General features: G+C 64.6%; 30 protein-coding genes. 14 read left to right on the top strand and 16 right to left on the bottom strand.

The features are described 5' to 3' along the window. The first annotated feature begins 324 nt into the window (after positions 1–324). The 3 genes from OOJ09_RS07060 to OOJ09_RS07050 all read left to right on the top strand — a co-directional run bounded on the left by OOJ09_RS07060 (position 325) and on the right by OOJ09_RS07050 (position 2,829). Positions 325–1,515 (top strand): flavin-containing monooxygenase, encoded by a 1,191-nt coding sequence (locus OOJ09_RS07060; RefSeq protein ID WP_269904497.1) that lies wholly within the window; start codon positions 325–327, stop codon positions 1,513–1,515. A 151-nt stretch (positions 1,516–1,666) separates the two neighbouring features. After that, positions 1,667–2,152, top strand: coding sequence for a MarR family winged helix-turn-helix transcriptional regulator (locus OOJ09_RS07055; protein WP_269904496.1), 486 nt, complete (start codon positions 1,667–1,669; stop codon positions 2,150–2,152). Next, a complete protein-coding gene (locus OOJ09_RS07050; protein ID WP_269904495.1) occupies positions 2,149–2,829 on the top strand; it encodes a GNAT family N-acetyltransferase in 681 nt (226 codons plus the stop codon). Before OOJ09_RS07055 ends, OOJ09_RS07050 begins: the two co-directional genes overlap by 4 nt. A gap of 22 nt (positions 2,830–2,851) precedes the next feature. Here the strand turns inward: OOJ09_RS07050 and OOJ09_RS07045 are convergent, their stop codons facing one another. Continuing rightward, the gene (locus OOJ09_RS07045) at positions 2,852–3,076 is read right to left on the bottom strand and encodes a hypothetical protein (RefSeq protein WP_269904494.1); all 225 of its coding nucleotides are present in this window, start codon (positions 3,074–3,076) and stop codon (positions 2,852–2,854) included. 134 nt (positions 3,077–3,210) lie between these two features. Beyond that, positions 3,211–5,202 (bottom strand): PhoX family protein, encoded by a 1,992-nt coding sequence (locus OOJ09_RS07040; RefSeq protein ID WP_269904493.1) that lies wholly within the window; start codon positions 5,200–5,202, stop codon positions 3,211–3,213. 220 nt (positions 5,203–5,422) lie between these two features. Between OOJ09_RS07040 and OOJ09_RS07035 the strand changes: the two genes are divergently transcribed. Continuing rightward, on the top strand, positions 5,423–5,764 hold the full coding sequence (locus OOJ09_RS07035) for a hypothetical protein (protein WP_091576210.1): 342 nt from the start codon (positions 5,423–5,425) through the stop codon (positions 5,762–5,764). A gap of 13 nt (positions 5,765–5,777) precedes the next feature. After that, entirely contained in the window at positions 5,778–6,479 is a 702-nt protein-coding gene (locus OOJ09_RS07030; protein ID WP_269904492.1) for a phosphatase PAP2 family protein, read from the top strand. A gap of 49 nt (positions 6,480–6,528) precedes the next feature. Here the strand turns inward: OOJ09_RS07030 and OOJ09_RS07025 are convergent, their stop codons facing one another. The 3 genes from OOJ09_RS07025 to OOJ09_RS07015 form a co-directional block, all read right to left on the bottom strand. Continuing rightward, positions 6,529–6,723 (bottom strand): hypothetical protein, encoded by a 195-nt coding sequence (locus tag OOJ09_RS07025; RefSeq protein WP_269904491.1) that lies wholly within the window; start codon positions 6,721–6,723, stop codon positions 6,529–6,531. A 183-nt stretch (positions 6,724–6,906) separates the two neighbouring features. Beyond that, on the bottom strand, positions 6,907–7,833 hold the full coding sequence (locus tag OOJ09_RS07020; protein WP_269904490.1) for a DMT family transporter: 927 nt from the start codon (positions 7,831–7,833) through the stop codon (positions 6,907–6,909). Positions 7,834–7,969: 136 nt separating this feature from the next. After that, on the bottom strand, positions 7,970–8,830 hold the full coding sequence (locus OOJ09_RS07015; RefSeq protein ID WP_269904489.1) for an SMP-30/gluconolactonase/LRE family protein: 861 nt from the start codon (positions 8,828–8,830) through the stop codon (positions 7,970–7,972). A 113-nt stretch (positions 8,831–8,943) separates the two neighbouring features. On the opposite strand from OOJ09_RS07015, the gene OOJ09_RS07010 reads away from it, so the two are divergent. Next, positions 8,944–9,741, top strand: a complete 798-nt coding sequence (locus OOJ09_RS07010) for a helix-turn-helix domain-containing protein (RefSeq protein ID WP_269904488.1) — start codon at positions 8,944–8,946, stop codon at positions 9,739–9,741. Positions 9,742–9,851: 110 nt separating this feature from the next. Here the strand turns inward: OOJ09_RS07010 and OOJ09_RS07005 are convergent, their stop codons facing one another. The 3 genes from OOJ09_RS07005 to OOJ09_RS06995 form a co-directional block, all read right to left on the bottom strand. Continuing rightward, positions 9,852–10,652 carry a lipo-like protein gene (locus OOJ09_RS07005; protein WP_269904487.1) on the bottom strand — a complete coding sequence of 267 codons (801 nt, stop codon included), beginning with the start codon at positions 10,650–10,652 and terminating at the stop codon, positions 9,852–9,854. Positions 10,653–10,885: 233 nt separating this feature from the next. After that, complete coding sequence (locus tag OOJ09_RS07000) at positions 10,886–11,827, bottom strand: CHAD domain-containing protein (RefSeq protein WP_269904486.1); 942 nt, start codon at positions 11,825–11,827, stop codon at positions 10,886–10,888. Beyond that, on the bottom strand, positions 11,824–12,297 hold the full coding sequence (locus OOJ09_RS06995; RefSeq protein WP_269904485.1) for a CYTH domain-containing protein: 474 nt from the start codon (positions 12,295–12,297) through the stop codon (positions 11,824–11,826). The genes OOJ09_RS07000 and OOJ09_RS06995 overlap by 4 nt, the downstream gene beginning before the upstream one ends. A gap of 109 nt (positions 12,298–12,406) precedes the next feature. Here OOJ09_RS06995 and OOJ09_RS06990 point away from each other — a divergent pair, with 109 nt between their 5' ends. From OOJ09_RS06990 to OOJ09_RS06975, 4 genes are read left to right on the top strand one after another with little or no spacing between them, the layout of a single operon-like run. Beyond that, a complete protein-coding gene (locus OOJ09_RS06990) occupies positions 12,407–13,096 on the top strand; it encodes a CerR family C-terminal domain-containing protein (RefSeq protein WP_269904484.1) in 690 nt (229 codons plus the stop codon). After that, positions 13,093–14,043 (top strand): HlyD family secretion protein, encoded by a 951-nt coding sequence (locus OOJ09_RS06985; protein ID WP_269904483.1) that lies wholly within the window; start codon positions 13,093–13,095, stop codon positions 14,041–14,043. The genes OOJ09_RS06990 and OOJ09_RS06985 overlap by 4 nt, the downstream gene beginning before the upstream one ends. Next, the gene (locus OOJ09_RS06980; protein WP_269904482.1) at positions 14,040–14,960 is read left to right on the top strand and encodes an ABC transporter ATP-binding protein; all 921 of its coding nucleotides are present in this window, start codon (positions 14,040–14,042) and stop codon (positions 14,958–14,960) included. The genes OOJ09_RS06985 and OOJ09_RS06980 overlap by 4 nt, the downstream gene beginning before the upstream one ends. Beyond that, positions 14,957–16,093, top strand: coding sequence for an ABC transporter permease (locus OOJ09_RS06975; protein ID WP_269904481.1), 1,137 nt, complete (start codon positions 14,957–14,959; stop codon positions 16,091–16,093). The genes OOJ09_RS06980 and OOJ09_RS06975 overlap by 4 nt, the downstream gene beginning before the upstream one ends. 116 nt (positions 16,094–16,209) lie before the next feature. Here OOJ09_RS06975 and OOJ09_RS06970 read toward each other — a convergent pair whose 3' ends face one another. From OOJ09_RS06970 to OOJ09_RS06955, 4 genes are all read right to left on the bottom strand, one after another. Next, positions 16,210–16,815: a DNA-3-methyladenine glycosylase gene (locus OOJ09_RS06970; RefSeq protein WP_269904480.1), complete on the bottom strand. Its 606-nt coding sequence runs from the start codon at positions 16,813–16,815 to the stop codon at positions 16,210–16,212. A 12-nt stretch (positions 16,816–16,827) separates the two neighbouring features. Next, on the bottom strand, positions 16,828–17,208 hold the full coding sequence (locus OOJ09_RS06965) for a nuclear transport factor 2 family protein (RefSeq protein WP_269904479.1): 381 nt from the start codon (positions 17,206–17,208) through the stop codon (positions 16,828–16,830). Between the two features lie 84 nt (positions 17,209–17,292). Beyond that, complete coding sequence (locus OOJ09_RS06960) at positions 17,293–18,276, bottom strand: threonine/serine dehydratase (RefSeq protein WP_269904478.1); 984 nt, start codon at positions 18,274–18,276, stop codon at positions 17,293–17,295. A gap of 143 nt (positions 18,277–18,419) precedes the next feature. Beyond that, complete coding sequence (locus OOJ09_RS06955; protein WP_269904477.1) at positions 18,420–18,743, bottom strand: hypothetical protein; 324 nt, start codon at positions 18,741–18,743, stop codon at positions 18,420–18,422. A 178-nt stretch (positions 18,744–18,921) separates the two neighbouring features. Here OOJ09_RS06955 and mbfA point away from each other — a divergent pair, with 178 nt between their 5' ends. Continuing rightward, positions 18,922–19,911, top strand: a complete 990-nt coding sequence (gene mbfA, locus OOJ09_RS06950; RefSeq protein WP_269904476.1) for an iron exporter MbfA — start codon at positions 18,922–18,924, stop codon at positions 19,909–19,911. 172 nt (positions 19,912–20,083) lie between these two features. Here the strand turns inward: mbfA and OOJ09_RS06945 are convergent, their stop codons facing one another. Together OOJ09_RS06945 and OOJ09_RS06940 are read right to left on the bottom strand one after the other, a co-directional pair. Further along, on the bottom strand, positions 20,084–20,428 hold the full coding sequence (locus tag OOJ09_RS06945; protein WP_269904475.1) for an antibiotic biosynthesis monooxygenase family protein: 345 nt from the start codon (positions 20,426–20,428) through the stop codon (positions 20,084–20,086). Continuing rightward, positions 20,425–20,757, bottom strand: coding sequence for an NIPSNAP family protein (locus OOJ09_RS06940; protein WP_269904474.1), 333 nt, complete (start codon positions 20,755–20,757; stop codon positions 20,425–20,427). The genes OOJ09_RS06945 and OOJ09_RS06940 overlap by 4 nt, the downstream gene beginning before the upstream one ends. Positions 20,758–20,912: 155 nt before the next feature. Here OOJ09_RS06940 and OOJ09_RS06935 point away from each other — a divergent pair, with 155 nt between their 5' ends. Continuing rightward, entirely contained in the window at positions 20,913–21,587 is a 675-nt protein-coding gene (locus OOJ09_RS06935; RefSeq protein ID WP_269904473.1) for an ArsR/SmtB family transcription factor, read from the top strand. Positions 21,588–21,612: 25 nt separating this feature from the next. Here OOJ09_RS06935 and ligD read toward each other — a convergent pair whose 3' ends face one another. Then, the gene (gene ligD, locus OOJ09_RS06930) at positions 21,613–24,123 is read right to left on the bottom strand and encodes a DNA ligase D (protein ID WP_269904472.1); all 2,511 of its coding nucleotides are present in this window, start codon (positions 24,121–24,123) and stop codon (positions 21,613–21,615) included. Between the two features lie 12 nt (positions 24,124–24,135). Next, positions 24,136–25,002: a Ku protein gene (locus OOJ09_RS06925; RefSeq protein ID WP_269904471.1), complete on the bottom strand. Its 867-nt coding sequence runs from the start codon at positions 25,000–25,002 to the stop codon at positions 24,136–24,138. Between OOJ09_RS06925 and OOJ09_RS06920 the strand changes: the two genes are divergently transcribed. Continuing rightward, positions 25,001–25,384, top strand: a complete 384-nt coding sequence (locus tag OOJ09_RS06920) for a hypothetical protein (protein ID WP_269904470.1) — start codon at positions 25,001–25,003, stop codon at positions 25,382–25,384. The genes OOJ09_RS06925 and OOJ09_RS06920 overlap by 2 nt on opposite strands. Continuing rightward, on the top strand, positions 25,381–25,521 hold the full coding sequence (locus tag OOJ09_RS06915) for a hypothetical protein (RefSeq protein WP_013528645.1): 141 nt from the start codon (positions 25,381–25,383) through the stop codon (positions 25,519–25,521). The genes OOJ09_RS06920 and OOJ09_RS06915 overlap by 4 nt, the downstream gene beginning before the upstream one ends. Positions 25,522–25,700: the final 179 nt, after the last annotated feature.

Genomic DNA, 25,700 nt, shown 5'->3' with positions numbered 1-25,700 from the left:
GCACCGTGTGGACACGCAAGACACGCCGTGGCGCTTTGATTTCGCCCGTGAACTCGAAAACCGACTGCGAGTTTCGGGTTCACGCGCTGGTAACACGAGATCCGCCAAGCCCCCGGATCTCGAATCAATCACATTGCCGCGACCTGATTACCGCCGATATCGCGTATATGCCATATAGGACGCAACCACGGCCCGGCGCATGGCTCGAGAATCGGTGGCGATTCGCGACAAGGATCATGCGCGGTATCAAAACGCCGCGGCGTGCCTTGCGCTTCCACGACGGAGGCGCGGCGCTGGAAGGGTCGGATGAGGATTCGAGAGGCAATGGCTGACACGACAATCAAACCGGTGGCGCACCAGCCGGTGGCAGTCGAGCCGGCGATCGTCATTGGCGCCGGCGCCGCCGGACTGGCCGCCGCGCATGCGTTGATCGAGGCCGGCGTGCCCGCGGCGATCCTTGAGAAGGAAAGCCGGCTGGCCGAGCCCTGGCACCGGCGGCACCTCAACCTGCACCTCAACACCCATCGCGACCTCTCTTCGCTACCCGGCGTCAGCTTCCCCGCCGGCACGCCGGCTTTTCCGCCCCGTCCCCTTGTCATCCGCCATCTCAATGAGTTCAGCGAGACGCACGGGCTGCCGGTGCAGTTCGGCGTCGCTGTCGAGGAGATCGCATTCAAGGGCGATCATTGGGCGGTGCTGACCAGCACCGGACCGCGCCTGGCCCGCCATGTCGTCATCGCCACCGGGCGCGACAGGCAGCCTTTCGTTCCCGAATGGAAAGGAATGAAGGATTTCACCGGCCGGATCATCCATTCGGCGGATTTTGGCGTCGCGAAGGACTATGCGGGTAAAAAGGTGCTGGTCGTCGGCGCCGGCAATTCGGGGTTCGACGCGCTCAATCATCTGGCGACTGTGGACACGGCCGCGGTCTGGCTGTCGGCCCGCAACGGCCCTGCGCTTCTGCCCAAGCGGATCGGCAAGATCGCCGTGCACCGGCTCTCGCCGCTCATGGCGCGCTTGCCCTTGCGGCTCGCCGATGCGGTGATCGCGGCGACGCAGCGCCTGGCTTTCGGCGACCTGACCAAATTCGGCATGCCGCCCGCGCCTTCGGGCGGCGTAACGCGCCTGGCCTCGGACTACACGGCGATCGCCGCCGACGATGGCGCCGTCAACGCCATCAAGTCGGGCCGGATCGTCGTGGTGCCGGCAATAAGGGAATTCACCCGCGACGGCGTGATACTGGCCAATGGCAACCTGATCGCTCCCGACATCGTCATTGCCGCGACAGGCTACCGCACCGGGCTGGAGCCCATAGTCGGCAAGCTGGGGGTGCTCGACAGCAAGGGCTTTCCGCTTTTCAACGGCGGCGAAAGCGATCCGAAATGGCCCGGCCTCTGGTTCACCGGCATGCGGCCAAGCATCCGCGGCTGCTTCGCCAATTCCGTCATCATGGCAAAAGCGATCGCCAGGCGGATTGCCGGGTCCGGCACCTACCCATCAGGTGCGTCACGCTGATTTCGGTTCGAGGCGCCGGGAACCGACGGTCTGCCTCGGTCGATTCAGGAACGCGCTTATGGCACATGGCTGGAGGCGTGTCCGCACAGCGCAGGTTGACCTGTTTCTTGCCCCGTTATATAACATGTTATAGTTTGCGAGCGAGGGGATGATGGAAGACGTCCTGCGATCTCTTGGCTTCCTGTGCCTGGGCAGCAGGTTGAAGCGCATCGGCGAGCAATTGCAGGCCGATACGCAGCGTCTGCTCGATTGCCTGGACGTTCCGGTTCAGTCCAGCCAGTACCCTCTCCTGGCCGCGCTCGACCGGCTGGGGCCGCTGCCCGTCGGCGAGCTGGCGCAATCTCTCGGCATCACGCAGCCAGGGGTGACGCGAAGCGTGTCGCTTCTGTCCGATCTGGGATTGGTCGAGGTCACGCAATCGGACGGCGACCAGCGGCGCAGGATGGTTTCCCTGACAAAGAGCGGTCGGAGCCTTGTCGATCTTGCAAAGCGAGACGTCTGGCCGCGCATCGAGAGCGCCGTCGCGGATTTGTGCCGGGACCTTTCGGGGCCGCTGCTTGCCCAACTGGCCGCCATCGAGGACGGTCTGGCCGCGGCCCCGCTCGATCGTCGTGTGGAAAAAGGCACAGCACAATGAAGCACGTGCTCGATCGTCCCGTCTGGAGCGCGCTGGACACGCGCCATCAGGCCTTCGCGCAGGGTGACAAGCTCGCCAGGCGTTATCCCCTGTCGATCGTTCCCTTCGCGGCCACCGCCACGGACGACGCGGAAAGCCTCCAGGCGCTCGCAAAGCTCGTTTCCCCAGACGAGAGCGTGATCATGCTTCAGGCGGACGCGATTGCTCTTCCTGTGGGGCTATCGGCGATCTCGACCGCTTTCGGCGTGCAGATGGTTGCCGAGACGCCGCTGCGCACCGTGTCGGATGAGCGCGTGCAGCCCCTGACGCAAGACGATGCAGCCGAGATGCTCGCTTTGGCGTCGCTCACCAGGCCAGGCCCGTTCACGCTCGGGGCATTGAGCCTCGGCGAGTTCTGGGGTGTGAAGGTCGAGGGTAGGCTGGTGGCGATGGCCGGCGAGCGCATGAAGCAGCCCGGTTATACCGAACTCAGCGGCGTGTGCTCGCATCCGGAATTTCGCGGCGGCGGCCTCGGCCGGCTGCTGTCCGTGTTCGTGGCAAACCAGATTCTTGCGCGCGGCGAGATACCCTATCTTCACGCCTATGCCACGAACGCTGCTGCCATCAAACTGTACGAGTCCATCGGCTTCCGATTGAGAAGCGCGATGAATGTGGCCGTGGTTCAGCGCGCGGGGTAGGGCAGCCGTCGGCTCGTGGGTGTCATGCCGACTTCGGCTCGAGCCGCCGGAAACCGACGGCTTCCATCAGCATGTCCTCCTCGACCATGCCGGCATTGTGCAGGGCGAGCAGGGTGAGGGCCAGTTCGCGCGCCTCTGCCGAATCGGGATGCGCTTCGCGCCGCCGGCAGGCCTCGTCGAAGACGCGCTGCAGCCTGGCGATCTCGCCAGGCTTGAGCAGGCCACGGTCATAAACGGACTTCGGCATGGTGGGTCTCCTGGTCATGACCTAGGGCGCCACGTGTAAATTGCCAATCTTTCCCGAGGCTTGAATGATGTCGTGCAAAAAAGGGGAGGACTTCGGTGATCCGAAGTCCCGTTCAGATCGAAAAATGGTCCGTGTCAGACCGCGATCTTGCCGCCGCCCTGTTTGGTGATCGCAACGACCGCCGGCCGCACCGGCATGTCGGGCCTGAAATCGGGCCAGCGGGTCGACAGGTCCTCATAGTAGGACGGGCGGCCGAACGCCTCCCAGTCCTCGCCGCCATCGCCCGGATGCTGGACAGCGACGAAGGCGGTCTGATCATCCGGCGCAAACAGCGGGCCGCACATTTCGGCGCCGATCGGCACGCGGAAGAACAGTTTTGAGGTCGCCCGCGCCGCGCCTTCGGTGTCCACCGCCCACAGGCCGTCGGTGCGGCCGGTGGCCTTGGGACCCTGGCCGTCGGTGGCGACCCACAGCCGGCCGGCTGAATCGACCGCGCAATTGTCGGGCATGCCGAACCAGCCATGGGCCGTCGTTGCCGTCGAGAAGGTGGCGCCAACCTCGGCCACCGCCGGATCGCCACATTTCAGCAGCACCTCCCACTTGCCGCTGGCGGCAGTGAAATCGCCGCCGTCCTCCGATATCTCGATGATGTGACCGAAGGCGTTGGCGGCGCGCGGATTGGCGGCATCGACCTGGTCGGCCTTGCGCTTCGAATTGTTGGTCAGCATGACATAGACCTTGCCGTTGACGGCATTGGGCTGGATGTCCTCGGGGCGGTCCATCTTGGTGGCGCCGAGCAGGTCGGCGGCGCGCCGCGTCTCGATCAGCACGTCGGCCTGGCTGGCAAAACCGTTCTCGGCGGTCAACGGGCCTTGGCCGAAGACGATCGGCAGCCATTCCACCGAGCCGTCCTCGGCGAATTTGGCGACGTGCAGCGTGCCGTCGTCGAGCAGGTCCTTGTTGGCGGCGCGATCGCTGGCATTGAAGCGGCCGGTGGTGACGAACTTGTAGACATAGTCGAAGCGCTCGTCGTCGCCGAGATAGAAGACGACGCGGCCATCCCTGGCGACGATCGATTCGGCGCCCTCATGCTTGAAGCGGCCCATGGCGGTGCGCTTCCTCGGCGTCGAGGTCGGATCGTTGACGTCGACCTCGACGATCCAGCCGAAGCGATTGGGCTCGTTCGGTTCCTTGGCGAGGTCGAAGCGATCGTAGTGCGCCGCCCATTCATAGGCGCCTTCGGGGATGCCGAGGCGCTTGTAGTTGGCGGTTTCCTTGTGGCCTTGCGGCAGTTCGCCGGAGAAATAGCCGTGGATGTTCTCCTCGGACATCACATAGGTGCCCCAGGGCGTGACGCCGCCGGCGCAATTGTTGATGGTGCCGAACACCTTGGTGCCCGATGGATCGGCATTGGTCTTGACGCGGTCATGGCCGGCGACCGGGCCGGACAGCGCCATTTCGGTGTTGGCGGTGATGCGGTGGTTGAGCTTGCCGTCGCGCACCACCTGCCATTTGCCGGCTTGCTTGCGGATCTCGACGATGGTGCCGCCATGGGCCGCCATCTCGACATCGACCTGCTCCTTGCTGAGCGGCGCTTGGCTGGCCTTGCCGTCGGCGATGGTGACGAGGCCGGGAAACATCAGATGCGGGTTGGTGTATTCGTGGTTGACCACCAGCAGGCCGTGTTCGGCCGAACCGTCGATCGGGATGTAGCCGACATAGTCGTTGTTGTAGCCGAACTGCCTGGACTGCGCCTGCGCCGACTGTTTCGTCGGATCGAATTCCGGCGAATCGGCAAACAGCGGATCGCCCCAGCGCAGCAGCACGTCGGCGTCATAGCCCGGCGCGACATGGTGCTTGTCGTCGATGCCGGCCTCGAGCTCGTCGAACGAGAAGGCGGAGCCTTCGGCGGCCCGGGCCTTGCCGGCGCTGACCAGCGCCAGCGGGCTGACGGTGGCGGCGATCGCCGAGACGGCCAGCGAACCCTTCAGGAAACCACGGCGCGAGAATCGCGCGGCGATGATCTCGCCCATGGTGCGGTTGTCGGTGGGGTTGGTGGCCGGTCCTTCGTTTTCCTCGAGCCGGCTGGTGGCGAATCCGGTGTCGGGGGAGCGATGATCGGTCATGGGGGTAGCCTCTGGCTATTGGAGTGGCTGGAGCGGGATCGGAGTTTGACCCCTTATAGCCGGCCGATCACATTTTCGTGACACCGGCAGCCCTCTTTCAGCCGCCCACGGCAATCCGCCATCCGCCGTTCGGGCAAGAGGTCTGCTTGACGTGCCCGCACGCTTCGGAAACAAGGTCTGCGACACACGCGGCGCGCGCCGCTTCGAGAGGGGACAGGGCGTGAGTTTTTCCGGATTGCTGCAACTCGGCTTTTCGACGGTCATCTTCCTGCTGGCGGCGACCGCCGCCAAGCAATGGGGACTGGCGCCAAGCCTGGGCAAGATCCTGCTGACGCTCGCGCTCTATTCGCTGGGCAATCTGATCATGCTGAGGCTGATCCGCGAGTTCGGCATGTCGGTGTCGTTCAGCCTCTCGGCCGTCATCCAGCTGGTCTCGGTGAATGTCGTGGCGCTGGTGTTCTTTGGCGAGCGCGTCAACGTGCTGCAGGCAACCGGCATCGTGCTGGCGGTCGCCGCCGTGGCGCTGATCACGCTCGGGCCCTATCTGCAAGCGCGGTTGTAACGGCGGATAACTGATGAAGAACGCTGCGAACGCTCTGCTCAACCGGCTCGAATTCCCAGTGCTGCTGGCCGGCCTGGTCATCGCCGGCGGCCTGTGGGGATTCGAGGAATTGATGGAGGTGGCGCGGGCCACCACGCCGCACGCCTTCGACACCGAAATCCTGCTTGCCTTCCGTCAGGCCGGCCAGCCGGGTGTCCCGATCGGCGCTCCATGGCTGGAGGGCGCGATGCGCGACATCACCAGCCTCGGCAGCGTCAGCGTGCTGGTGCTGATCACGGCGGCGACAATCATCTACCAGCTGTTGATCCGCCGTCCGGCAACGGCGCTTCTCATGTTCGTAGCGGTGGCGGGCGGCCAGGTGCTGTCGAGCCTGTTGAAAGTCGGCGTTGACCGGCCACGACCCGAACTCGTCTCGCATCTGGTCACCGAGACCTCGCTGTCCTTTCCGAGCGGCCACGCCATGCTGTCGGCGGTGACCTATCTGACACTCGGCTCGCTGGCGGCTCGCTTCCTGCCGGGCCGGACAATCAAGGTCTACGTGTTGTCGCTGGCGGTGCTGACGACGCTGCTGGTTGGCGTCAGCCGCATCTATCTCGGTGTCCACTGGCCGTCGGATGTGCTGGCCGGCTGGTGCGCTGGCTTCGCCTGGGCGATGCTGTGCTGGTTGGTGGCGCGGCTTCTGCAGCGACGCAAGGTGGTGGGCGACGACGCCTGACCGGCAAGGTCCAGCCTTCGGCCTGACGACGCCCCCGTCACGCCCGCGGTCAGATCAACCTGTTGATCAGGTGCCCGCAGCCCGCCAGCGCGAAAATCGTCGACAGCAAACATGCCGATGTCATCAAGGTTTTCAGGATTTTCAACGGCTTTATCCCTTTGACTCTGTCGATGAAATTGGGATTGCCGCCGATTTCCCGCCAAAAGACAACAATGCGCCAGCCTAGCATGACAGCCGCACGCACCGCCATCTCGTCCCGGCGTCATTGAACGTGGCGTGTGATCACCTGGGAATTGCAGCGGCTGGATCAGTTGGCCCGACCCGATTGGGTCGAAGGTGTTCATGCGCACCGCGCGCAACCTTCTTGGTTAGCTTCCAGGCCAGCGGCGTACAGCGTCACAATGGCCCGTTGGAAAGACATGCTTCTTCAAACCGCCGCCTCGATTGGCTCGGCGAGCTTCGGGTTTGCGCGCGCGGCGAGCAGGCAGCCGGCGACGATCAGGCATGCTCCCGCCAACGTGGTCCAGGCAGCCTCCTCGTCGAAGAAGAACCAGCCAAGCGCGATCGCCCAGATGAAGGCCGAGTATTCCGTCGGGATCAGATACTGCGCTTCGGCACGCGCATAGGACCAGCTCATCAGGAATTGCCCGGCAAGCGACAGCACCGTCACTCCCGCCAAGGAAAGCCATAGATTAGCCGGCAAAGCGACAGCGAGCCAGGGTGCGGCGAGACCCATTATGATGGCGACGCAAAGGTTCTGGAACAGCATGATCTCGATCGGCTTGGCCAACTGCGCCTGTTGCCGGGCGAGGATCAGATTGTAGCCGTAGAACACCGTCGAGACGAGCACCGCCGCCGTGCCAAGCAGGGCATCCTGCGAATAGCTCGCCTGGCCAAACTGGCCGGCCAAGATGATGGCGACGCCGGCGATGCCGGCCAGCGATGCCCAGATCGCTTGCCGCCGGATGCGTTCGCCCAACAAAAGTGCGGCGAGGAAGAGGGCGAACAAGGGCGCCACGAAGCTGAGCCCGATCGCCACCGCCAGCGGCAGCCTGGCGAGACCCCAAAAGAAACAAATGAGAACCATGGCGACAATCGCGGCGCGCAGCGCATGCAGTCTCAGCACCGCAAGGGTTGGCTTCGCGCGTGGCCCCGCCGACCAGGCGGCGCCCGCGACGACAGTCGCGACCATGCTGCGCCACAGCACCGTGTTATAGACGCCGACGGCGACAACCAGCGTCTTCATCGCCGCATCCATCCCCGACAGCAGGCAGATCGCCAGCGCGCAGACGAGCACCGGGATCATCGGGGAAACGGCGCCGGTCAGGCTGGGTGTCTTCACGGCTTCACTCATGCAACGGATTGCAGGCGCATATCCCGGAGCGAACGGCAGGACCAGATGGCAGGCCGGTCGATGTGGAGGTCCAATGCCGATTGGGCGACGCTTTGCGAGAGTCTCGCGGACCGATCCGGAAGCATCGCACGTATTCTCAGTCGAGCTTCAGCGCCGCCACTTCGCCCTCGTTCATCAGCGGCACGTAGAGGATCGACTTGCCGTCTGTGCCGATGTCGGCGCTGCCCGGCTTGAAATGCGCCACCGCTTCCGGCGCGCCGCCCGCATGATAGCGGTAGAGCGTCCCGGTCATGTAGGCGGTCGCATAGATCGTGTCGCCGATGGCGATGACGCCGTCGAGGTCGGCGAATTTCTGCGCGCCTGGCAATGGCGAAACCACCTGGCTGGCAATGTCGACCGACAGCAGCCCGCCCGGTTCCGCGGTGCTGAAGTCGGGCTTGATGCCCTTGCCCCAGGACGCCACGACCAGCCGGTCGCCATCGGCGAAGACGCCATTGGGCGAAGCCAGCATCGCGTCCTTGACGAACAGCTGCGGCCGGTCACCGTCGATGCGGTAGATGGCGTCGGCCAGCATGTCGGTGACATAGACCTTGCCGGATTGGTCTGAAGTCATGTCGTTCAGGAAGACGGCATTCGGCACCGCGATGCTGGCGACGAGCTTGCCGCTGGCGAGATCGACGACGCGAACCTTGGTGATGTCGGCGACATAGAGCTTGCCGCCCAATATCGCCATGCCCTTGGGTGCATCCATGCCGCCGGTCCAGTGCCGGGTGAGCGTCTTGCCGTCCAGGGACAGCACGCTGAGATAGCCGTTGCCATCGGCCTCGCCGGGATTGCCGACGATGTTGGAGACGATGATGCGGTTGTTGGCGGCGTCGAACAGCGCCGATTCCGGTTGTTCAAGGCTGGTGGCGCGCCAGAGCTCGCCGGCCTGGGCGGCAGGCGCCGAGGCAATGCCGATGATGGCGAGAAAGGCCGGGGTGATGAAGCTGTTCATGGTTGGTCTCCTGTGATGACGACGCAGAATTATGATTTTCGATACTTTTCCGAAAGTCCGATTGGCGATAGTATCGAAATTCAATACGAAACTGCCGGCAAGAGGTGCATCCCATGAATGGCCTGATCTTTGAGGCGCTGAAACGGACGCTGAAGGCGAAGGGCGTCACCTATCGCGAACTTGCCGAATGCATGGGCGTTTCCGAGCCGACGGTGAAGCGCATCTTCCACGAGCGCAACTGCAAGCTCGACCGGTTGATGGAAATCTGCGCCGCCGCCGGCGTCGAGCTGGAAAACGTGCTCGGCTCGATGAACCGCGGGCCGGGGCCGGTCAACCACATCGCGCCGGAGATCGAGCGCAAGCTGGCCGGCCGGCCGGCGCTGCTGTTCGTCTTCGTCATGCTGTCGGAAAAATTCACGCCCGAAGGCATCATGCGCTCGCAAGGCCTGAGCGAAGCCTCGATGTTTCTCTATCTGCGCGACCTCGAGGAACTGGGTCTGGTCGCCCTCGGCCGTGGGTTGTCGGCAAGGTTGCTGGTCGAGACGCCGATCCAGTGGAATTTCGAAGGGCCGCTGAGACCCCTGTTCGAGATGACCAACAAGAACTTCGTCGGCTGGGCCATCAGCCATATCGACAAGGAGGCCACCTTCGTCAGCTTCTCCAGGCGGATGCGGCCGGAGACGGCGGAGATGGTGCGACGCGAGGCCGAGGATCTGGCCGATCGCGCCAAACTGCTGGCCCATCACGACCAGCACACGACGCCGGAGGACGGGCTGGTCGGCTACAAATGGACATTCGCGTTTGGTGCGACGCCGTTTGAGGCGATCATGCCGATCGGCCCCCACCCGCGCGACGCCGGCGCGAGAGCAGACGGCCGGGCCGCCAAGGCACGGAAACCCATGCCGGCGTAGTTGAACCTGCTAGAGCAATTCCAGGAAAAGCGCGTAGCGCTTTCCCTTGGGAATTGCGTCAAAACAAAGAGTTAGAGCGGTTTGCCGTTTTCGTGAAACGGTGAACTGCTCTAGTCAGCCGCCTGCGCATCGGCAGCCCGGTCGTCCCACGTCACGGCCCGGTAGTCGAACCCATATTCCAACGTCGGCTTGACGATGCGGAAATAGGGCGACAGGTCGAAGTCGCGCGGCGTGTACAGCGAGTGATGGCGGATGTGCAGGATTTCCTTGCGCGAATAGTTCGACTGCGCCGAGGCGCGGCCTGGCGCGCGGGTGATCTCGGGCAGGATCGGATAGGGGATCTGGCCATAGGCCTCGGCGATCAGCGTCGAGCAGATCGCCCGTGTCGGGTCGCCGGAGCCGAAGGCCAGCATGCGGCGGCGCCAGCGCACAGGCACCGGCGGCGTCGGCAGGAAATAGCGCAGCATGTCGAAAAGGTTCTTGAGATCGTATTTGAGGCCGAGCTTGCCGATCATGAAGGCGACGACCTTGTCGCGGTCCTCCGGTGTCAGCCCGTTCGCCTGGCAGATACGGGTATTGTAGGTGCGATAGCGCGACAGCGGCACGGCGACGCAGCCTTCGCCGAGCGTGACCTCGATCAGGCGCGGCCGCTCCGATCCGTCCTCCGGCTCGGGCAACGCATCGCCGACATAGAAGGCCGCATGCGACCAGGTCGACTGAGTGAGGTACTTGATCGCCGCCGAGATCTTCTGGTTGCCCTCGATCAGCAGGATGTCGCCGGGCTCCAGCGTGCGGCGCAGCGTCTCGGCATCGGACGGGGTATAAGGCTCATAGCCGGAGGATTCTTCCTGCAGCCGGCCGGCAAGCCAGCGGCCAAGTCGATCCAGAAGCGTGTCGCCGGGCTTGCTCATGCCAAAAGGCAATTACCACAGGCGGGCAATGTGGACCATGATCAGCCGACCCTGAAAACCAGCCAGATTTGAATTCGCCCCGACACTTACCGTTTTCGGGCGTTTGCGCTGCCCCCCACCCCTTACCCTTCTCCCCGTTCTCTACGGGGAGAAGATACCGGCAGGCGGATGAGGGGCGGCGCCAAGGACGACAATTGGTGGAGGCGAGAAACCCACCCGCACCCATATGATGATCAGCCGGGCACGCCGGCATCCTCGTTCACTGCCGCGCCAGCCAGGTCGTCGCGTGCCTTGCGGGCCAGTTTTCGTGTCGAGCGCTTGGGACTGTCCCCGAACAGCTCGGTTGCCTCGGCCAGACAGGTCTTCTTGAGGTTCTTCTCCGACCGTTTCAGAAGCTTGCCCAGAAGCTTCTTGTCCTCGGGCGATCCGAGCGGCCGCTCACCGCTGTCGAGGAGCGCGCGCATCACCAGCACGTCGTGCAGCTCGCCCAGCCGCTCGCCCAGCTCGTCGACCGCCTTGCGCCGGGCCTTGATCGGTGCCGGCCACAGCCTGCCGAGCAGCGACAGATGCATGCCGTGCGTCTTGGCCGCCTTACGCAGATCGTGGAAGTCATTGGCTTCGCCGCGCGATCTGGCCTTGTCGAGCGCTTTCCTGGCACGGCACAAGGTGCTGCGGGCGCCGTCGGCAAGCACGTCGGCCGCCTGTTCCGGCTGGTCCGGCAGGGTGAGGCTTTCGATCCGCTTCAAGCCTTCTTCACAAGCGGCGGTTGCCGCGCCGATCGCCGCTTCGAGCCCGCTACCTTCATGCAATTCCTGCTGGTGAGCGACCAGCCTGTCGCGCACCACGCCCAGCCCGTCGCCGGCGCTCTCCTCGGGGAAGCTTGCCGCAAGCCGGTCGATGGTCTCGATCAGCGCCGTCGCCTCGCGTGGCCCGGCAAGCAGGCCCGCCACATTGCGGTAGCACTGGTTTTCTGTCTCGCAGAATGTTTCGTCTCCGGAACGAACAAGGCGCAACAACGCGCGCACATTCTTCAGCCGCCTGCGGCATTTGTGCAGCGCCTGTTCCGGCCGGCTGGGCGCGGCGTCGAGATGAGCCAGCGCCTTGCCGATTTCCTCGGCCAGGATACGCCTGACCTCGCCGGTCAGCGGCAGGCGCGGATCGATACGAAAACTCATGCGGCGATCTCCGGAATCCCCCCAAGGGCGAGCGACGCGTTGTAGAATTTAGACTCGCCGGTGACCTCGCGGCCGAGCCAGTCGGGCAGCATTTCGTCCGGCACGTCTTCCGGCGTTTCGAGTTCGGCAACCACCAGTCCCGCAAGCGGCCCGCCAAAGACATCGACTTCATAGAGATAGCCGCGATGCCTAACATGGTGACGTGTCTTCTCTATGACACGTCCGATGGCGAAGGCCAGCATCTCTTCGGCTTCCGCCAGGGGGATCGAATATTCGAATTCGTCACGCTCGCGCGCCCTGCTGCCGAACTTGAGCGTCAGCTTGGCGGAGATGCCATCGCTGATGCGGATGCGCACGGTGCGACCGGGTGCCGCGGCCAGATAGAACTGGCGAATGCGGATATCCGCCTCCGCCAGATCCCGCCATGCGGTGCTGGAGACCAGGAACTTGCGCTCGACTTCCTTGCCCATGGCCGCGCACTAGAGCGTCTGCGACCGGCGATGGCAAGTGCCCCCGGCGACGGCAAGACAGCCGCGCACGCAAGTTGACTTTAATCAATCGATTGATTAAATAGCGCTCATGATCAGGTCGTCGGATGCCAAAAGCCCGCGCCGCGAGACATCACCCGCGGAACTTACTCGAGCCGCCCTTGTCCGGGCGGCGCTGAGACTGTTCGGGCGGCAGGGTTTTGACGGCACCTCGACGCGCGAGATCGCGGCGGAGGCGCAAGCCAATATCGGCTCGATCGCCTATCATTTCGGCGGCAAGGAAGGGCTTCGCACCGCCGCTGCCGACTTTATCGTCGAGACCATCCAGACGGTTGCCGGCCAGGCGCTCGGCAATGCGCAGGCGCCTGTCCCGGGCAGTCCGGAGGCGGCGCAGGCGCAACTGTTCGCCGCGCTGGAACGGATGGTCGGCTTTGTCGTGGCAAGTCCCCAGGCCGGCGAGATCGTGCAGTTCGTCTTGCGCGAGCTCTCCCATCCGACCGCGGCGCTCGACCGCATCTATGACGGCGTCTTCGAGCCGACGCACCGCCGGCTTTGCCAGCTGTGGGAGCAGGCAACGGGCGAGCCTGCCGAAAGCGAGGCGACCCGGCTCACCGTGTTCACGCTGATCGGCCAGGTCATCTATTTCCGCATCGGCCGCGAAGCGGTGATGCGCCGCATGGGCTGGCGCGATATCGGCGCCGCCGAGGCGGCCAAGGTGGTGACGGCCACATCGGACAATCTCAAGGCCATATTGGCTGCCAGGAAGGGGCAAAGACCATGAGCTTTCTGTGTTCGCTGCCGCTCGCCGCCCAGCTTCTCGGCGCCTGTGCCCCGGCAGCACCGCTGGCCGTCGGCTATGTCGAAGGCGACTATGTGCTGCTGGCGCCGATCGAGGTGGCGCAGGTCGAGACGGTTTCCGTCAAGCGCGGCGATCGCGTTGTGCCCGGCACGCCCGTGGTGACGCTGGAAAGTGCCGATGCCAGGATCGCGGTGGCGCAAGCGCAGGCAAGCCTCGCCCAGGCACAGGCGCAGCTCGCCGATCTGCAGGTCGGCAAGCGGCCGGAGGAGATCGCGGCGCTCAAGGCTCAGGTCGACATGGCCAAGGCGCAGGCGGATGACGCAAGGCGCAAATACACTCGCGCCGCCGACCTGTTCAAGCGCGGTACCGGCAGCCAGGCCGATTTCGACACCGCGTCGGCAACGCTGGAGACAGCCGACGCGCAGCTCGGCCAGGCAGAGGCCAATCTCGCGGTGGGCGGCCTGCCGGCGCGCCCCGAGACGATCAAGGCCGCCGACAACCAGGTCAAGCAGGCGCAGGCAACGCTCGAGCAGGCGCAGTGGCGGCTGTCGAAGCGCGCGCTGGCGGCACCCTCGCCCGGCCGCGTCAACGACGTCATCCGCAATCCGGGCGACACCGCCGGCCCGACCGCTCCGGTCATTTCGATCCTGCCCGACGGCGCGGTGAAGCTCACCGTCTACATACCGGAAAGCGCCTTCTCCTCGGTCAAGGTCGGCACCTTGCTCAACGTCCACTGCGACGGCTGCGGTCCGGATGTGAAGGCGCGGGTCAGCTATGTCTCGCCGGATCCGGAGTTCACTCCGCCGGTGATCTACTCCCTCGAGAACCGGCAGAAGCTGGTCTATCTGGTCGAGGCGCGGCCGGAGGGCGATGCCGGCCCGCTGCAGCCCGGCCAGATCGTCGATGTCGAGCTGGACGCTGAAAAATGAACGCCATCGACGTCCACGGCCTGGTCAAGCGCTTCGGCGACAAGACCGTCGTCGACCATGTGACCATGGCGGTGGCGGAGGGCGAGATCGTCGGCTTCCTCGGGCCGAACGGTTCGGGCAAGACCACCACCATCCGTATCATGTGCGGCCTGCTGACGGCCGACGAAGGCGAAGGCACGGTGCTTGGCTTCAACATCCGCACCGAGAGTCTGCGCATCAAGCGCGAAGTCGGCTACATGACGCAGAAATTCTCGTTCTACGAGGATCTGACGATTGGCGAGAATCTCGAATTCGTGGCGCGGCTCTACCGGCTGAAGCCGGTCGGTGAGTATGTCGCCAGGACGCTGGAGGAGCTCGGCCTGACCTCGCGCCGCGACCAGCTGGCCGGCACATTGTCCGGCGGCTGGAAGCAGCGTCTGGCGCTGGCCGCCTGCATCATGCACAAGCCGAAGCTGCTTCTGCTCGACGAGCCGACGGCTGGCGTCGATCCGAAGGCGCGGCGCGAATTCTGGGACGAGATCCATCGCCTCGCCAGCGGCGGACTGACCGTATTGGTCTCCACCCACTACATGGACGAGGCCGAGCGCTGCCACCGCATCAGCTACATCTCCTATGGCAAGATGCTGGCCACCGGCACCGTGGCCGAGGTGGTCAGGAATGCCGGGCTGACCACTTTCATCGTGCAGGGCCCGCATCTCGACCAGGTCGCGGCGGCGCTCGATGGCCGGCCCGGTGTCGACCAGGTGGCGCCGTTCGGCGCGACGCTGCATGTCGTCGGTTCCGACAGGGAGAAGCTCGAAGCCGCCCTCGCCGATGTCGAGAAGGAGCATAAGGGCGTGATGGTGACGCCTGGCGAAACCAGCCTCGAGGATGTCTTCATCCAGTTCATGTCCGGCTCGAAGGACAACATGGCATGAACAGCGTCTTTTCCTTCGCCAGGCTCGGCGCGCTGCTGATCAAGGAATTCATCCAGATGCGGCGTGACCGCATCACCTTCGCCATGATGCTGGGCGTGCCGCTGATGCAGCTGGTGCTGTTCGGCTTCGCCATCAACAATGATCCCAAGAGCCTGCCCACGGCGCTCGTTGCCATCAGCAACGACCAGTATACGCGCGCCATGGTCTCCGCCCTGCAGATGACGGGCTACTACCGCTTCGACTATGTGGCGCGGAGCGCCGCCGAGGCCGAGGCGCTGATGGCCAAGGGCGCCGTCTCTTTCGTGGTGACGATCCCGGCCGATTTCGCCCGGCGGGTCGAGCGCGGCGACAACCCGCAGATCCTGATCGAGGCCGACGCAACCGATCCTTCCGCCGCGAGCGGCGCCGTTTCGACCTTGAGCAATGTGGCGAGCCAGGCGCTGCTGCGCGCGCAGGGCATGCAGGCGACCGCCGCGGAAAGCGCCAGGGGGCAGCTGCAGGTGGTGGTGCACCGGCGCTACAATCCGGAAGGCGTCTCGCAGTACAACATCGTGCCTGGCCTGCTCGGCGTCATCCTGCAGATGACCATGGTGATGATGACGGCCATGGCGCTGACGCGCGAAACCGAGCGCGGCACGATGGAGAACCTTCTGGCGATGCCTTCCAGCCCGGCCGAGATCATGCTCGGCAAGGTGCTGCCCTTCCTCGTTGTCGGCGCCGTGCAGGTGGCGGTGGTGTTGGTCGCGGCGAAGCTTCTGTTCAGCATCCCGTTCGTCGGCTCGCTGACGCTGCTTCTGTCGGCGGTGCTTGTCTTCGTGCTGGCGCTGGTGCTGCTCGGCTACACGATCTCGACCATGGCACGCTCGCAGATGCAGGCGATGCAGCTGACCTTCTTCTTCTTCCTGCCGTCGCTGCTCTTGTCCGGCTTCATGTTCCCCTATCGCGGCATGCCCGGCTGGGCGCAGGTCCTGGGCGAGATCTTCCCGCTCACGCATTTCCTGCGCATCACCCGGGCGGTCATGCTCAAGGGCGCCGACTTCAATGCGATAGGGACCGAGGTCGGCTGGCTGCTGCTGTTCGTGGTGGTGTTTGCCGGCACCGCGCTGCTGCGGTTCCGCCGCACGCTGGATTAGCATCAAGCTGGCTGGCCCAGATGGCCGAGATGGGTTGGACGGCGGACATTTGGATCGAGCCACGGAACCACATCGCGCGCCGGACATCGGGGCGACACTGAAAGTGTGGCTGTCTCCTATTCCCTGAGCGATCCCGGACCGCTGACGAACGGGCTCTCCCTGACATAGAATCGCAGCAGGCGGTCCGCATCCTTCGAAATACCGATCCGGATGCTCTGCCCGATGTCGCCGGGTTGGTGGTCATCACCTGCGAGCCACAGTGGGCCTTGCCGGCAAAGATCGAGCCCGTCGAGCGAACGATCGATCCGCAACGCCGCAGCGAGCCTTCCCGGTCCTCGCGCCAGGTCGCGCACGCGCTCGACGCCGCGGTTTTGCCGCATGATCGGGATGCCTTCGAGCGGCTCGAGGGCCCTGATCAGCACACCGGTGCCGACCCCTTGCCTCTCGCTCGAGACATTCAGCATGTAGGAGACGCCATAGGCGAGATAGACATAGGCATGCCCGCGTTCGAGGAACAGCGAGCGGTTGCGCGGGGTCATCCCGCGGTAGCCATGCCCGGCGGCGTCGCCGACGACATAGGCCTCGGTCTCGACGATGCGGCCGCTGACGACGCCTTCGGGCAACTCGCGCACCACGACCTTGCCAATGAGAGTGCGGGCGAGATCGGCCGTATCGTCAGGCAACTCCGAGCGTGCGAGCGGGCGGCGGATGGTCATCCTCATGGCGGCCAGGTTTCAGGGTATCCGCTCGACCCATTGCGCGCGCGAAGGCCCCGGCTCGAACGGATCGCCGAAATACTGGGTCTCGCGGGCCACCTTGCCATCGAGGAACTCCATGATGCTCACCGTGTAAGACGGCCGCCCGTCATAGGCCAGGACATATTCCGTGACCCAGAGGTCGCCCGCACCGACGATCCGCCGCACTGTGAAGCGCTTCCGGTTCGGCTGCGCGGCGCGAGATGACTGGATCTTCCGCCGCCCGCGGATGCGCTCGCCCGATTGCGGATAGTCGAGCACCGCGTCTTCCCGATAGATCTGGTGCTCCCCTTCGAGGTCATCAGCATCGGAGGCAGCCCAATGATGATCGAGGGCCGCTCGGATTTCCCGGTCCTCCATGTCAAACTCCTTCACCCTCGCCGTCGATACCGTGCGGTGGCGCTCCAACACTTTGGACCGCTGCGTGACCAGACCGTCGCCACCCTATGCGGCCGCCATGATCCCCGCATAGGTGCCGAAATCGACATTTCCGCCGGACAGCACCACGGCGATGCATTTGCCTGCCAGCTCGATCTCGCCCGACGACAGCGCCGCCAGCCCGACACAGCCGCCGGGTTCGACCACCAGCTTGAGATAGGCCATGGCGTCGCGCATCGCTTGGGCCGTCGCCTTGTCGGAGACGGCGATGCCGCCGGCAAGGTTCCTGCGGTTGATCTCGAAGGTGATCACGCCCGGCTCGGCGGTGAGGATAGCATCGCAGATCGAACTGTGGCCCGGCGCGTTCGCGACCCTGGCGCCCGCTGCCAGCGAGCGGCGGGTGTCGTCGAAATGCTCGGGTTCCACGGCCCAGACGGCAGTGCCGGGCGAGGCGTCCTTGACGGCGACAGAGATACCGCTGCTCAGGCCGCCGCCGCCGCAGGGCACCAGCACCGCGTCGAGGCCCACGCCAAGCGCTTCCACCTGGCGCATCAATTCGAGGCCGATCGTACCCTGGCCGGCGATGATGGCCGGATCGTCGAAGGGCGGCACCAGCACCATGCCCCTTTCGATGTACGGGCCCACCACGGTCATGCGGTCGTCGCGGAAGCGGTCGAACGGCACCACCTCCGCTCCCATCTTGCGGACATTGCCGATCTTCATGGCCGGCGCGTCGGCCGGCATGGCGATGACCGCCTTGACGCCGAACATCGCGGCGGAGGCGGCGACGCCTTGCGCGTGGTTGCCCGACGAGAAGGCGACGACGCCCCGGCGGCGCTCCTCTTCGCTGAGCGACGACAGCTTGTTGTAGGCGCCGCGGAACTTGAAGGAGCCGGTGCGCTGCAGCGTCTCCGGCTTGAACAGGATGCGGGCGCCGAAGCGCTTGTTGAGTTCAGGCGATTCGATCAACGGCGTTTCGACAATCAGGCCGGAAAGCCGGGCTGCGGCACGGTGGATGTCGGCTATGCCGGGAGGCGTGGTGGCGGTCATGCGAGGTCCAGCAAAAAGAGACAGTGTCTTCTCATGATGCCTGCAAACAACGGTGGCACACCATTGAAAAAATGTGACCGTCACAAGGTTGGGGTTCATGAGAGGCGCCGGGACCGGCAATTGGCCTTGCAGCCAACCTCTCTTCACCCCAGAAGCGCCCGCTGCCTCTTCGTGCCGCCCAACTTGCGCCAGTTGTTGAACCGGTGGGTGGCGGCGGCAAACGAGATCTTCATCTGCTGGGCGACCGAATAGCGCGACTTGCCTTCGTCGAACATGCGGTAGCAGCACTCCACGCCTTCCTCCGTCAGCTTGCCGTCCGGGGCCTTGTTGTGCGGATTGGCGGGATCGAATTTCTCGACCTGCTGCTCGACCAGGCCCTTCAGGCGCTGCAGGTCGGCCTCGATGCTGGCGATGAGATCGAGAACGGGCTTGGGGTCGAATTCCGGTGCGTGCTGCCTTGTCGTCATCTGCGGCTTTCCCTATTCTTGGCTTAGGTTCAGCTATATAGGTGAATCTTTGCCGATAATGAAGGGCCGGCGCCGACCGGAGACTTCAACAATTCTTGACTCGCGACGCAAGCGCGCGATTGACCGGGGGCGTGTCAAACCCTAGTTTAGAATTATTCTAAACTAGGGTGAATTCCTCATGCTTTCCCGTGTTTTCGGCTTCGGCTTCGGCCGCCGTCCTTTCGAATCGCTCTCCGAGCAGGAAATCCTGGCGCTGGCCATTTCGTCCGAGGAAGATGATGGGCGCATCTACCGTGCCTATGCCGACGGGCTGGCGGAAAGCTTTCCGCAATCGGCGAAAGTGTTCGAGGAGATGGCCGAGGAAGAGGACGGCCATCGCGACTCGTTGATCGAGCTTCATCGCCAGCGTTTCGGCGAGCGCATTCCATTGATCCGGCGCGAACATGTGAAGGGTTACTATGAGCGCAAGCCCGACTGGCTGGTGAGACCCCTCGGCGTCGAGCATGTGCGCAGCCAGGCCGAAGCGATGGAGCGGCAGGCCTATCTGTTCTACGTCGAGGCGGCAAAGCGCACCACCGATGCCTCGACCAGAAAACTGCTCGACGACCTGGCGCTGGCCGAACAGGGGCACGAGACGCTGGCGCAGCGCCTTGAGCAAAAGCACGTGCCGGGCGAAGTGAAGGACGAAGAGGCCGCGGCCGAGCGGCGCCAGTTCATCCTGACCTATGTGCAGCCGGGACTGGCTGGCCTGATGGACGGTTCGGTGTCGACGCTGGCGCCGATCTTCGCCGCCGCTTTCGCCACGCACGACACCTGGCAGACCTTTCTGGTCGGCCTTGCCGCCTCGATCGGCGCCGGCATCTCGATGGGCTTCACCGAAGTGGCGTCCGACGACGGCAAGCTGTCGGGCCGCGGCTCGCCGATGAAACGCGGCATCACCACCGGCGTCATGACGTCGGCGGGTGGCCTTGGCCACGCATTGCCCTATCTCATCCCGCATTTCTGGACGGCGACCGCTGTCGCCGCGGTGGTGGTGTTCTTCGAGCTGTGGGCCATCGCCTTCGTCCAGAACCGCTACATGCAGACGCCGTTCCTGCGCGCCGCCTTCCAGGTGGTGCTCGGCGGCGCTCTGGTGTTCGCGGCCGGCGTGCTGATCGGCAATGCGTAGGTAAGAGCGGCAAAGGTCAGCGCCGCCCCTCACCCTTACCCTTACCCTCTCCCCGTGAAGAACGGGGAGAGGGGGTCGCCGGCGCCGGAGCTTGTCTCTTCTCCCCGTCACTATACGGGAAGAAGGTGCCGGCAGGCGGATGAGGGGCGGCGCCCACATCAACCCGTAAGCCTCACCCATTCACCGCCCGGCTGTCCGCCGGCGCCTCGTCCCTCTCGGTCAGCCCGTAATCCCTCACCACATGCGCGATGCGCAGACGGTAGCCGGCAAAGATGCCGCCGCGGCCGGCCTGTTGCGCCTGCCGGTGCTCCTCGGTGTTGCGCCAGGCCTTGACCGCGTCCTCGTCGCGCCAGAACGACAGGGACAGGATGCGGTTCGGGTCGACCAGGCTCTGGAAGCGCTCGATCGAGATGAAGCCGTCAACGCCGTCGAGCAAAGGGCGCAGTTTGGCGGCGATCCCGAGATAGGCATCGCGTTTGCCTTCCGCGGGTTCGACCTCGAAGATGACGGCGATCACGGCAGCACCAGCTTGGCGTGTGGGCCGGAAGCCAGTTTCAGGAACATGCGGTCCTCCTTGAGGATGAATCTTTCGCGGCGGGCGAACGCGTAGTTTGCCTTGCCGGCGGGATCGGCGGCAAGCCGGGCACGATAAGCTTCGTAGGCGGCCAGGCTCTCGATGTTGTAGGCGGCATAGGCTGTCGTGGCCGAGCCCTCGTGCGGCGCGAAATAGCCGATCAAATCGGCGCCGCAACGCGGTATGGCCTGGCCCCAGTTGCGGGCGTACTCCTCGAAGGCCGCCTTGCCGAACGGGTCGATCTCGTAGCGGATGAAGCAGGTGATGGCCATTGTCGTCTCCTCGGTCGTTGCATCGATGGTTCGAGCACGGTCGAAACGTCGCGCGCTTCATTGTGCTAGGCAGCTGGCGGTCGGCTGCGCCGCCTGCTTGAGCTGAACCGAGAATAGTGATTATCTCGCAGCGATGCTTCAATGGATAACGAACTATGCGTGAAGGACCCGACATTGCCCGCATAGCCAGCCTGGTCGGCGATCCGGCGCGGGCCAACATGCTCTCCGCGCTGATGGGCGGCACCGCACTGACGGCGAGTGAACTGGCGCTCGAGGCCGGCGTATCGCTGCCGACCGCCAGCTCGCATCTGTCGAAGCTGATGGAGGGCGGATTGCTGACGCTGGCGAGCCAGGGCCGGCATCGCTACTACGGTCTTGCCGGTCCGCAAGTGGCCGGAATGATCGAAGCCATCACCGGCGTCGCCGCTTCTGTCGGGCCGCAGCGCGTGCGGCAGGGCCCACGCGATTCGGCCATGCGCGTGGCGCGCGTCTGCTACGATCACCTCGCTGGCGAGCAGGCCGTGGCGATGCTCGACCGTTTTGTCGAGAAAGAGATCATCCTGCGTAACGACCAGGAGATCAGGCTCGGGCCGTCGGCGGCATCGCATTTCGCCGCCATCGGCATCGATGTCGATGCCAAGCCGCGACGGCCGGTCTGCCGCGCCTGCCTCGACTGGAGCGTCCGCCGCTCGCACCTCGCCGGCACGCTGGGCGCCGCCATCCTCGACAAGATCCTCGCCCAGAAATGGGCGCGCCGCGAGAAGGATAGCCGCGCGGTCATTTTCTCGCCGCCGGGCAAGCAGGCTTTCGAGAAGGTGTTTCTGGCCTGATGCTTTGCCGACTAATGCGCAGCGGCTAACCCCGCTTCAGCGCCTTGCCCTGCGCGAAGAAATCCGCCCACGGATCGGTTTGCGCCAGCCGCTTCAGTGTCGACTTGTCGCCGATCGGGAAAGCATTCGGCGCCAGCCCGGCCTCGATCTCGGGCCAGGTCACCGGCATCGACACGGTGGCGCCCTTCTTGGCGCGAGACGAATAGGGCGCGACCGTCGTCGAGCCCCGGCCATTGCGCAGATAGTCGACGAAGATTTTTCCCGTGCGCGCCTTCTTCGACAGCGTCGCCGTGTAGCGGTCGGGGGAGGCCTGTTCGAGTGCCTTGGCGAAATCATGGGCAAAGGTTTTCACCGCATCCCAATCCGCTGAGGGCTTCAGCGGTACCAGGACATGGTAGCCCTTGCCGCCCGATGTCTTGACGAAATTCGGCAGCGCCAGCTCGTCGAGCCTGCCCCTGATATCGAGTGCCGCCTCTCGCACCGCCTTGACCTCGACGCCTTCATCGGGGTCGAGATCGAAGATGATCTGGTCGGGCTTTTCCAGTTCGTCAACGGTGCAGCCCCAGATATGGATCTCGACCACGCCGTACTGGACGAGTGCCGCGACGCCGTCGAAATCCCTGACGAACAGGATCTCCTCGCCGTCCGTCGGGTCTTTCATCCGCGCGATCTTGTCGCTCATGCCGGCGGATGCATGCTTCTGGAAGAAGCGCGGACCGCCGACGCCGTCCGGCGCCCGCACCAGGCTGAGCGGCCGGTTGACGATGAACTGTTCCATGCGCGGCCAGACCTGCGCGTAGTGGTCGAGCAGGCCCTGCTTGGAGATCTTTTCCTCGGGCCATAGCAGCTTGTCGGGATGGGAAAGCTTTACCGTGGTCGTCATCGCCCCGGCGGGTTCGGCGGCGCCGCTTGATGCCGCCTTCGCCCTGGCCGGGCTCTTGCCTGTCGATGCCTTCGGCTTTTCCTGCACGACTTCCTCCGCCGGCTTGTCCTCGCGCAATCCCTGGAACGAGGCATGGCGTATTATACGGTCGGAGGTCCAGCTGCGGAACTCCACTTCGCCGACCAGCTCCGGCTTGACCCAGACCAGGCCCTTGCCCTTCGGCACCGCTTCGTCGAAAGGCGACGATGTTGCCTTCAGCGCGTCGAGCCTTGTCTTCAGGTCGGCGGCGCCCTTGGCGGAGAAGCCGGTGCCGACGCGCCCGGCATAATGCAGCTTGCCGCCTTCGTGATAGCCGACCAGCAGCGAGCGCAGCCCGCGCCCGGTCTTTTCCGACGGCAAATAGCTGCCGATGACGAATTCCTGTCGCGCCGTGCACTTCGACTTCACCCATGTCGGGCCGCGCCCGCTGCGATAGGGCGCGTCGGCGCGCTTGGAGACGACGCCTTCCAGACCCATGCGGCAGGCATGCTCCAGCATGATCTTGCCGGGTTCGGAAAAATGGTCGCTGAAGCGGACCGCCGCATTCTCGGACTGCTCGCCGAGCAGCTCCTGCAAGGCCTGCTTGCGCTCGACCAGAGGCTCGGCGCGCAAATCCTTGCCGTCGAGGCGCATCAGGTCGAACACATAGTAGATGAAGCGATTTGTCCGCTTCGCCGACAAATCCTGCTGCAGCAGCGCGAAGGAAGAGACGCCGCTGTCGGCCAGCACGACGATCTCGCCGTCGATGATGGCGTCGCTGCATTTCAGCGCTGCCAGCTCCGCGATGATCTCGCTGCCGAATTTTTCCGTCCAGTCGAGGCCGGTGCGGGTCAGCAATCGCACGTCGGTGCCGGCGATCTGCGCCTGCATGCGGTAGCCGTCGAACTTCACCTCGTGCAGCCAGTCCTTGCCCGGCGGGGCTTCCCGCTCAAGCGTGGCGAGCTGCGGCTCGATGAAGTTGAGGCGCTTGCCGGGCTTCGCCTTGCCGGCGGCCGGCTTGTTGGAATGCCAGACGCCAGGCCTCTCGCCCCTGGCGGTCTTGCCCTCGCCGACCTCCTCGACCGTCAAGCCGGACTTCACAGATTCCGGCGCCTCCTTGAGGATGTCCTCGCCGGGACGCGCGGCGGCATCGTCGGACTTGATCAGCAGCCAGTTATCGCGCTTCTCGCCCGCGCGCGGCTTCAACCTGACCAGATGCCAGAGACCGTGCAGCTTGTGGCCGTGCAGCTCGAAGCTGATATGCCCCTTCTTCATCGCCTTGGCCGGGTCGGTCTCGGGGGTCCATGTGCCCTCGTCCCAGACGATGACCGAGCCGCCGCCATATTCGCCCTTGGGAATGGTGCCCTCGAACGGCGCGTAGTCGAGCGGATGGTCCTCGACATGCACCGCCAGCCGCTTCTCATGCGGGTCCAGGCTCGGTCCGCGCGTCACCGCCCAGCTCCACAGCACGCCGCCATGCTCGAGGCGAAGGTCGTAATGCAGCCTCGTCGCCGCGTGCTTGTGGATGACGAAGATGCCGCCCGCGCTGCTCCCCTTGCCGAGCGGCACCTTGCCGGCCGGCTCGGACGTCTTCTTGAAATCGCGCTTGGATTGATATTGTTCGAGGCTGGCCATCTCTGCGTCTCCTCAGGCCGATTTGCGCTTGGGCACGCCGGCTTTCGGCTTGGGGCGCTTTGCCGCCGGTTTGGCTTCCGCCGAAGCCTTCGTTGAGCTTGCATCCGACGACAGGCTCTTCTTCAGCGCGTCGAACAGACTGACGACATTGGAGGGTTTGGGCGCGGCTTTGGCCTTGGGTGCCGTCTTGCCGGCCTTCTTGGCGCGGATCAGTTCGAGCAGGGCGGCCTCGTATTTGTCATCGAATTTCGACGGATCGAACTTCGCCTTCTTCTTGTCGATGATCAACTCGGCCAGGTCGGTCATCTCCTGGTCCGTCTTCACCGCCTTGATATCGCCGAACACGGTGTCCGGCTGGCGCACCGTGTTGTCGTAGCGCAGTGTCGTCAGCACCATGCCCTTGCCCAACGGTTCGATGACCACCGGGCGTTCGCGCTGATAGAGCACGATGCGCGCCAGCCCGGCCATCTTCCTGGCCTCCATCGCGTCGCGGATGACGGCGAACGCCTCCTCCGACACCTCGTCGGCCGGCGCGACATAATAGGGCGTGTCGAGATAGATCTGCTGGATCGAGGATTTGTCGACGAAGCCGTCGAGGCTCATCGTGTGCGAGGACTCGATCTGCACCGCTTCGATCTCGTCTTCATCGATGTGAACGAAATCGCCGTCGCTGACTTCGTAGCCCTTGATCTCGTCGCCGTCGCCGAGCGGCTTGCCGGTCTGCGAGTCGACGTAGATGCGTTTCACCGTATTGCCGGTCTTGCGGTTCAGCACCCGGAACGAGACCTTCTCGGTATGGGTGACGACGTTGGTCAGTTCGACGGCACAGGTGACCAGCGACAGCTTGAGATAGCCCTTCCAGGCCGGACGCGGCGCCATGACATTTTCCCTTCCGGATCCAGATGAAGGTGAGAACGGACAGACCTCGCTCCAGTTCCGCCGCCGCGTGACGATCCGAATGCCGAGACGCCGCGCCGGATTCGGGCAGGCAGGCACAGACATTTCGCGGCGGCGGCAAAAATTGAAACAGAACCGCGCGCAGGCGACATTCAAACGAAACATATGTGATGCAAAAGTCACACTGGGCGGAATGGCGACAAAAGGCACGGAAACACCCCGAATCAGCCGCATTCCGGCCACGAAGCGACGGGTTTTCGACCAGAAATTAACATCACGTTCACCGACTATTCACGCCTCGATGTTATCGTTCTCGCAATTCGGAAGGGACATCCGAAAATCGGGACAGGGACAGGTAAAATGAACTTCCTCGCGCACCTCATCGGCTATGCCGCCGCCATCCGCGAATTTGTCGCGCCGACCTATCGGCCCGAGCGATACTACATGCGCGGCCCCGGCCCGGCTTGCGCCCGTCGCGGCAATTCGCTGGGCGCGCACTGATCATGACCTTCGAGACCCGTCACGACAGCCGGATCTGCAGGCCTGCGGCGGAATCCCGCGCCACGACCTATCGCGCCGAGCGTCCCGCTCTCGCCGACAGACGGCGTGCGACATCGCCACGTCTTTGATGCCGCCTCTGGCTGGCTTGGTGTCTTCAGACACGAGCAGCCGAGGCCTGC

Origin of the sequence: Mesorhizobium qingshengii (assembly GCF_027563465.1) — a bacterium.
GTDB classification, from domain to species: Bacteria; Pseudomonadota; Alphaproteobacteria; order Rhizobiales; family Rhizobiaceae; genus Mesorhizobium; species Mesorhizobium qingshengii_A.
This window is presented reverse-complemented; position numbering and strand designations above follow the sequence as displayed.

Bases quoted from the DNA above. Each gene is read 5' to 3' on its own strand.
- OOJ09_RS07060 (WP_269904497.1), top strand. From the start codon at position 325: ATGGCTGACACGACAATCAAACCGGTGGCGCACCAGCCGGTGGCAGTC.
- OOJ09_RS06935 (WP_269904473.1), top strand. From the start codon at position 20,913: ATGCGTGAAGGACCCGACATTGCCCGCATAGCCAGCCTGGTCGGCGAT.
- OOJ09_RS06925 (WP_269904471.1), bottom strand. From the start codon at position 25,002: ATGGCGCCGCGTCCGGCCTGGAAGGGCTATCTCAAGCTGTCGCTGGTC.
- OOJ09_RS06955 (WP_269904477.1), bottom strand. From the start codon at position 18,743: ATGACGACAAGGCAGCACGCACCGGAATTCGACCCCAAGCCCGTTCTC.
- OOJ09_RS06960 (WP_269904478.1), bottom strand. From the start codon at position 18,276: ATGACCGCCACCACGCCTCCCGGCATAGCCGACATCCACCGTGCCGCA.
- OOJ09_RS06975 (WP_269904481.1), top strand. From the start codon at position 14,957: ATGAACAGCGTCTTTTCCTTCGCCAGGCTCGGCGCGCTGCTGATCAAG.
- OOJ09_RS06970 (WP_269904480.1), bottom strand. From the start codon at position 16,815: ATGAGGATGACCATCCGCCGCCCGCTCGCACGCTCGGAGTTGCCTGAC.
- OOJ09_RS06915 (WP_013528645.1), top strand. From the start codon at position 25,381: ATGAACTTCCTCGCGCACCTCATCGGCTATGCCGCCGCCATCCGCGAA.
- OOJ09_RS07045 (WP_269904494.1), bottom strand. From the start codon at position 3,076: ATGCCGAAGTCCGTTTATGACCGTGGCCTGCTCAAGCCTGGCGAGATC.
- OOJ09_RS07005 (WP_269904487.1), bottom strand. From the start codon at position 10,652: ATGAGCAAGCCCGGCGACACGCTTCTGGATCGACTTGGCCGCTGGCTT.
- OOJ09_RS07015 (WP_269904489.1), bottom strand. From the start codon at position 8,830: ATGAACAGCTTCATCACCCCGGCCTTTCTCGCCATCATCGGCATTGCC.
- OOJ09_RS07050 (WP_269904495.1), top strand. From the start codon at position 2,149: ATGAAGCACGTGCTCGATCGTCCCGTCTGGAGCGCGCTGGACACGCGC.
- OOJ09_RS06985 (WP_269904483.1), top strand. From the start codon at position 13,093: ATGAGCTTTCTGTGTTCGCTGCCGCTCGCCGCCCAGCTTCTCGGCGCC.
- OOJ09_RS07020 (WP_269904490.1), bottom strand. From the start codon at position 7,833: ATGAGTGAAGCCGTGAAGACACCCAGCCTGACCGGCGCCGTTTCCCCG.
- OOJ09_RS07030 (WP_269904492.1), top strand. From the start codon at position 5,778: ATGAAGAACGCTGCGAACGCTCTGCTCAACCGGCTCGAATTCCCAGTG.
- OOJ09_RS06920 (WP_269904470.1), top strand. From the start codon at position 25,001: ATGACATTTTCCCTTCCGGATCCAGATGAAGGTGAGAACGGACAGACC.
- OOJ09_RS06990 (WP_269904484.1), top strand. From the start codon at position 12,407: ATGATCAGGTCGTCGGATGCCAAAAGCCCGCGCCGCGAGACATCACCC.
- OOJ09_RS06940 (WP_269904474.1), bottom strand. From the start codon at position 20,757: ATGGCCATCACCTGCTTCATCCGCTACGAGATCGACCCGTTCGGCAAG.
- OOJ09_RS06965 (WP_269904479.1), bottom strand. From the start codon at position 17,208: ATGGAGGACCGGGAAATCCGAGCGGCCCTCGATCATCATTGGGCTGCC.
- ligD (WP_269904472.1), bottom strand. From the start codon at position 24,123: ATGGCCAGCCTCGAACAATATCAATCCAAGCGCGATTTCAAGAAGACG.
- OOJ09_RS07000 (WP_269904486.1), bottom strand. From the start codon at position 11,827: ATGAGTTTTCGTATCGATCCGCGCCTGCCGCTGACCGGCGAGGTCAGG.
- OOJ09_RS06995 (WP_269904485.1), bottom strand. From the start codon at position 12,297: ATGGGCAAGGAAGTCGAGCGCAAGTTCCTGGTCTCCAGCACCGCATGG.
- OOJ09_RS06980 (WP_269904482.1), top strand. From the start codon at position 14,040: ATGAACGCCATCGACGTCCACGGCCTGGTCAAGCGCTTCGGCGACAAG.
- OOJ09_RS07055 (WP_269904496.1), top strand. From the start codon at position 1,667: ATGGAAGACGTCCTGCGATCTCTTGGCTTCCTGTGCCTGGGCAGCAGG.
- mbfA (WP_269904476.1), top strand. From the start codon at position 18,922: ATGCTTTCCCGTGTTTTCGGCTTCGGCTTCGGCCGCCGTCCTTTCGAA.
- OOJ09_RS07010 (WP_269904488.1), top strand. From the start codon at position 8,944: ATGAATGGCCTGATCTTTGAGGCGCTGAAACGGACGCTGAAGGCGAAG.
- OOJ09_RS07040 (WP_269904493.1), bottom strand. From the start codon at position 5,202: ATGACCGATCATCGCTCCCCCGACACCGGATTCGCCACCAGCCGGCTC.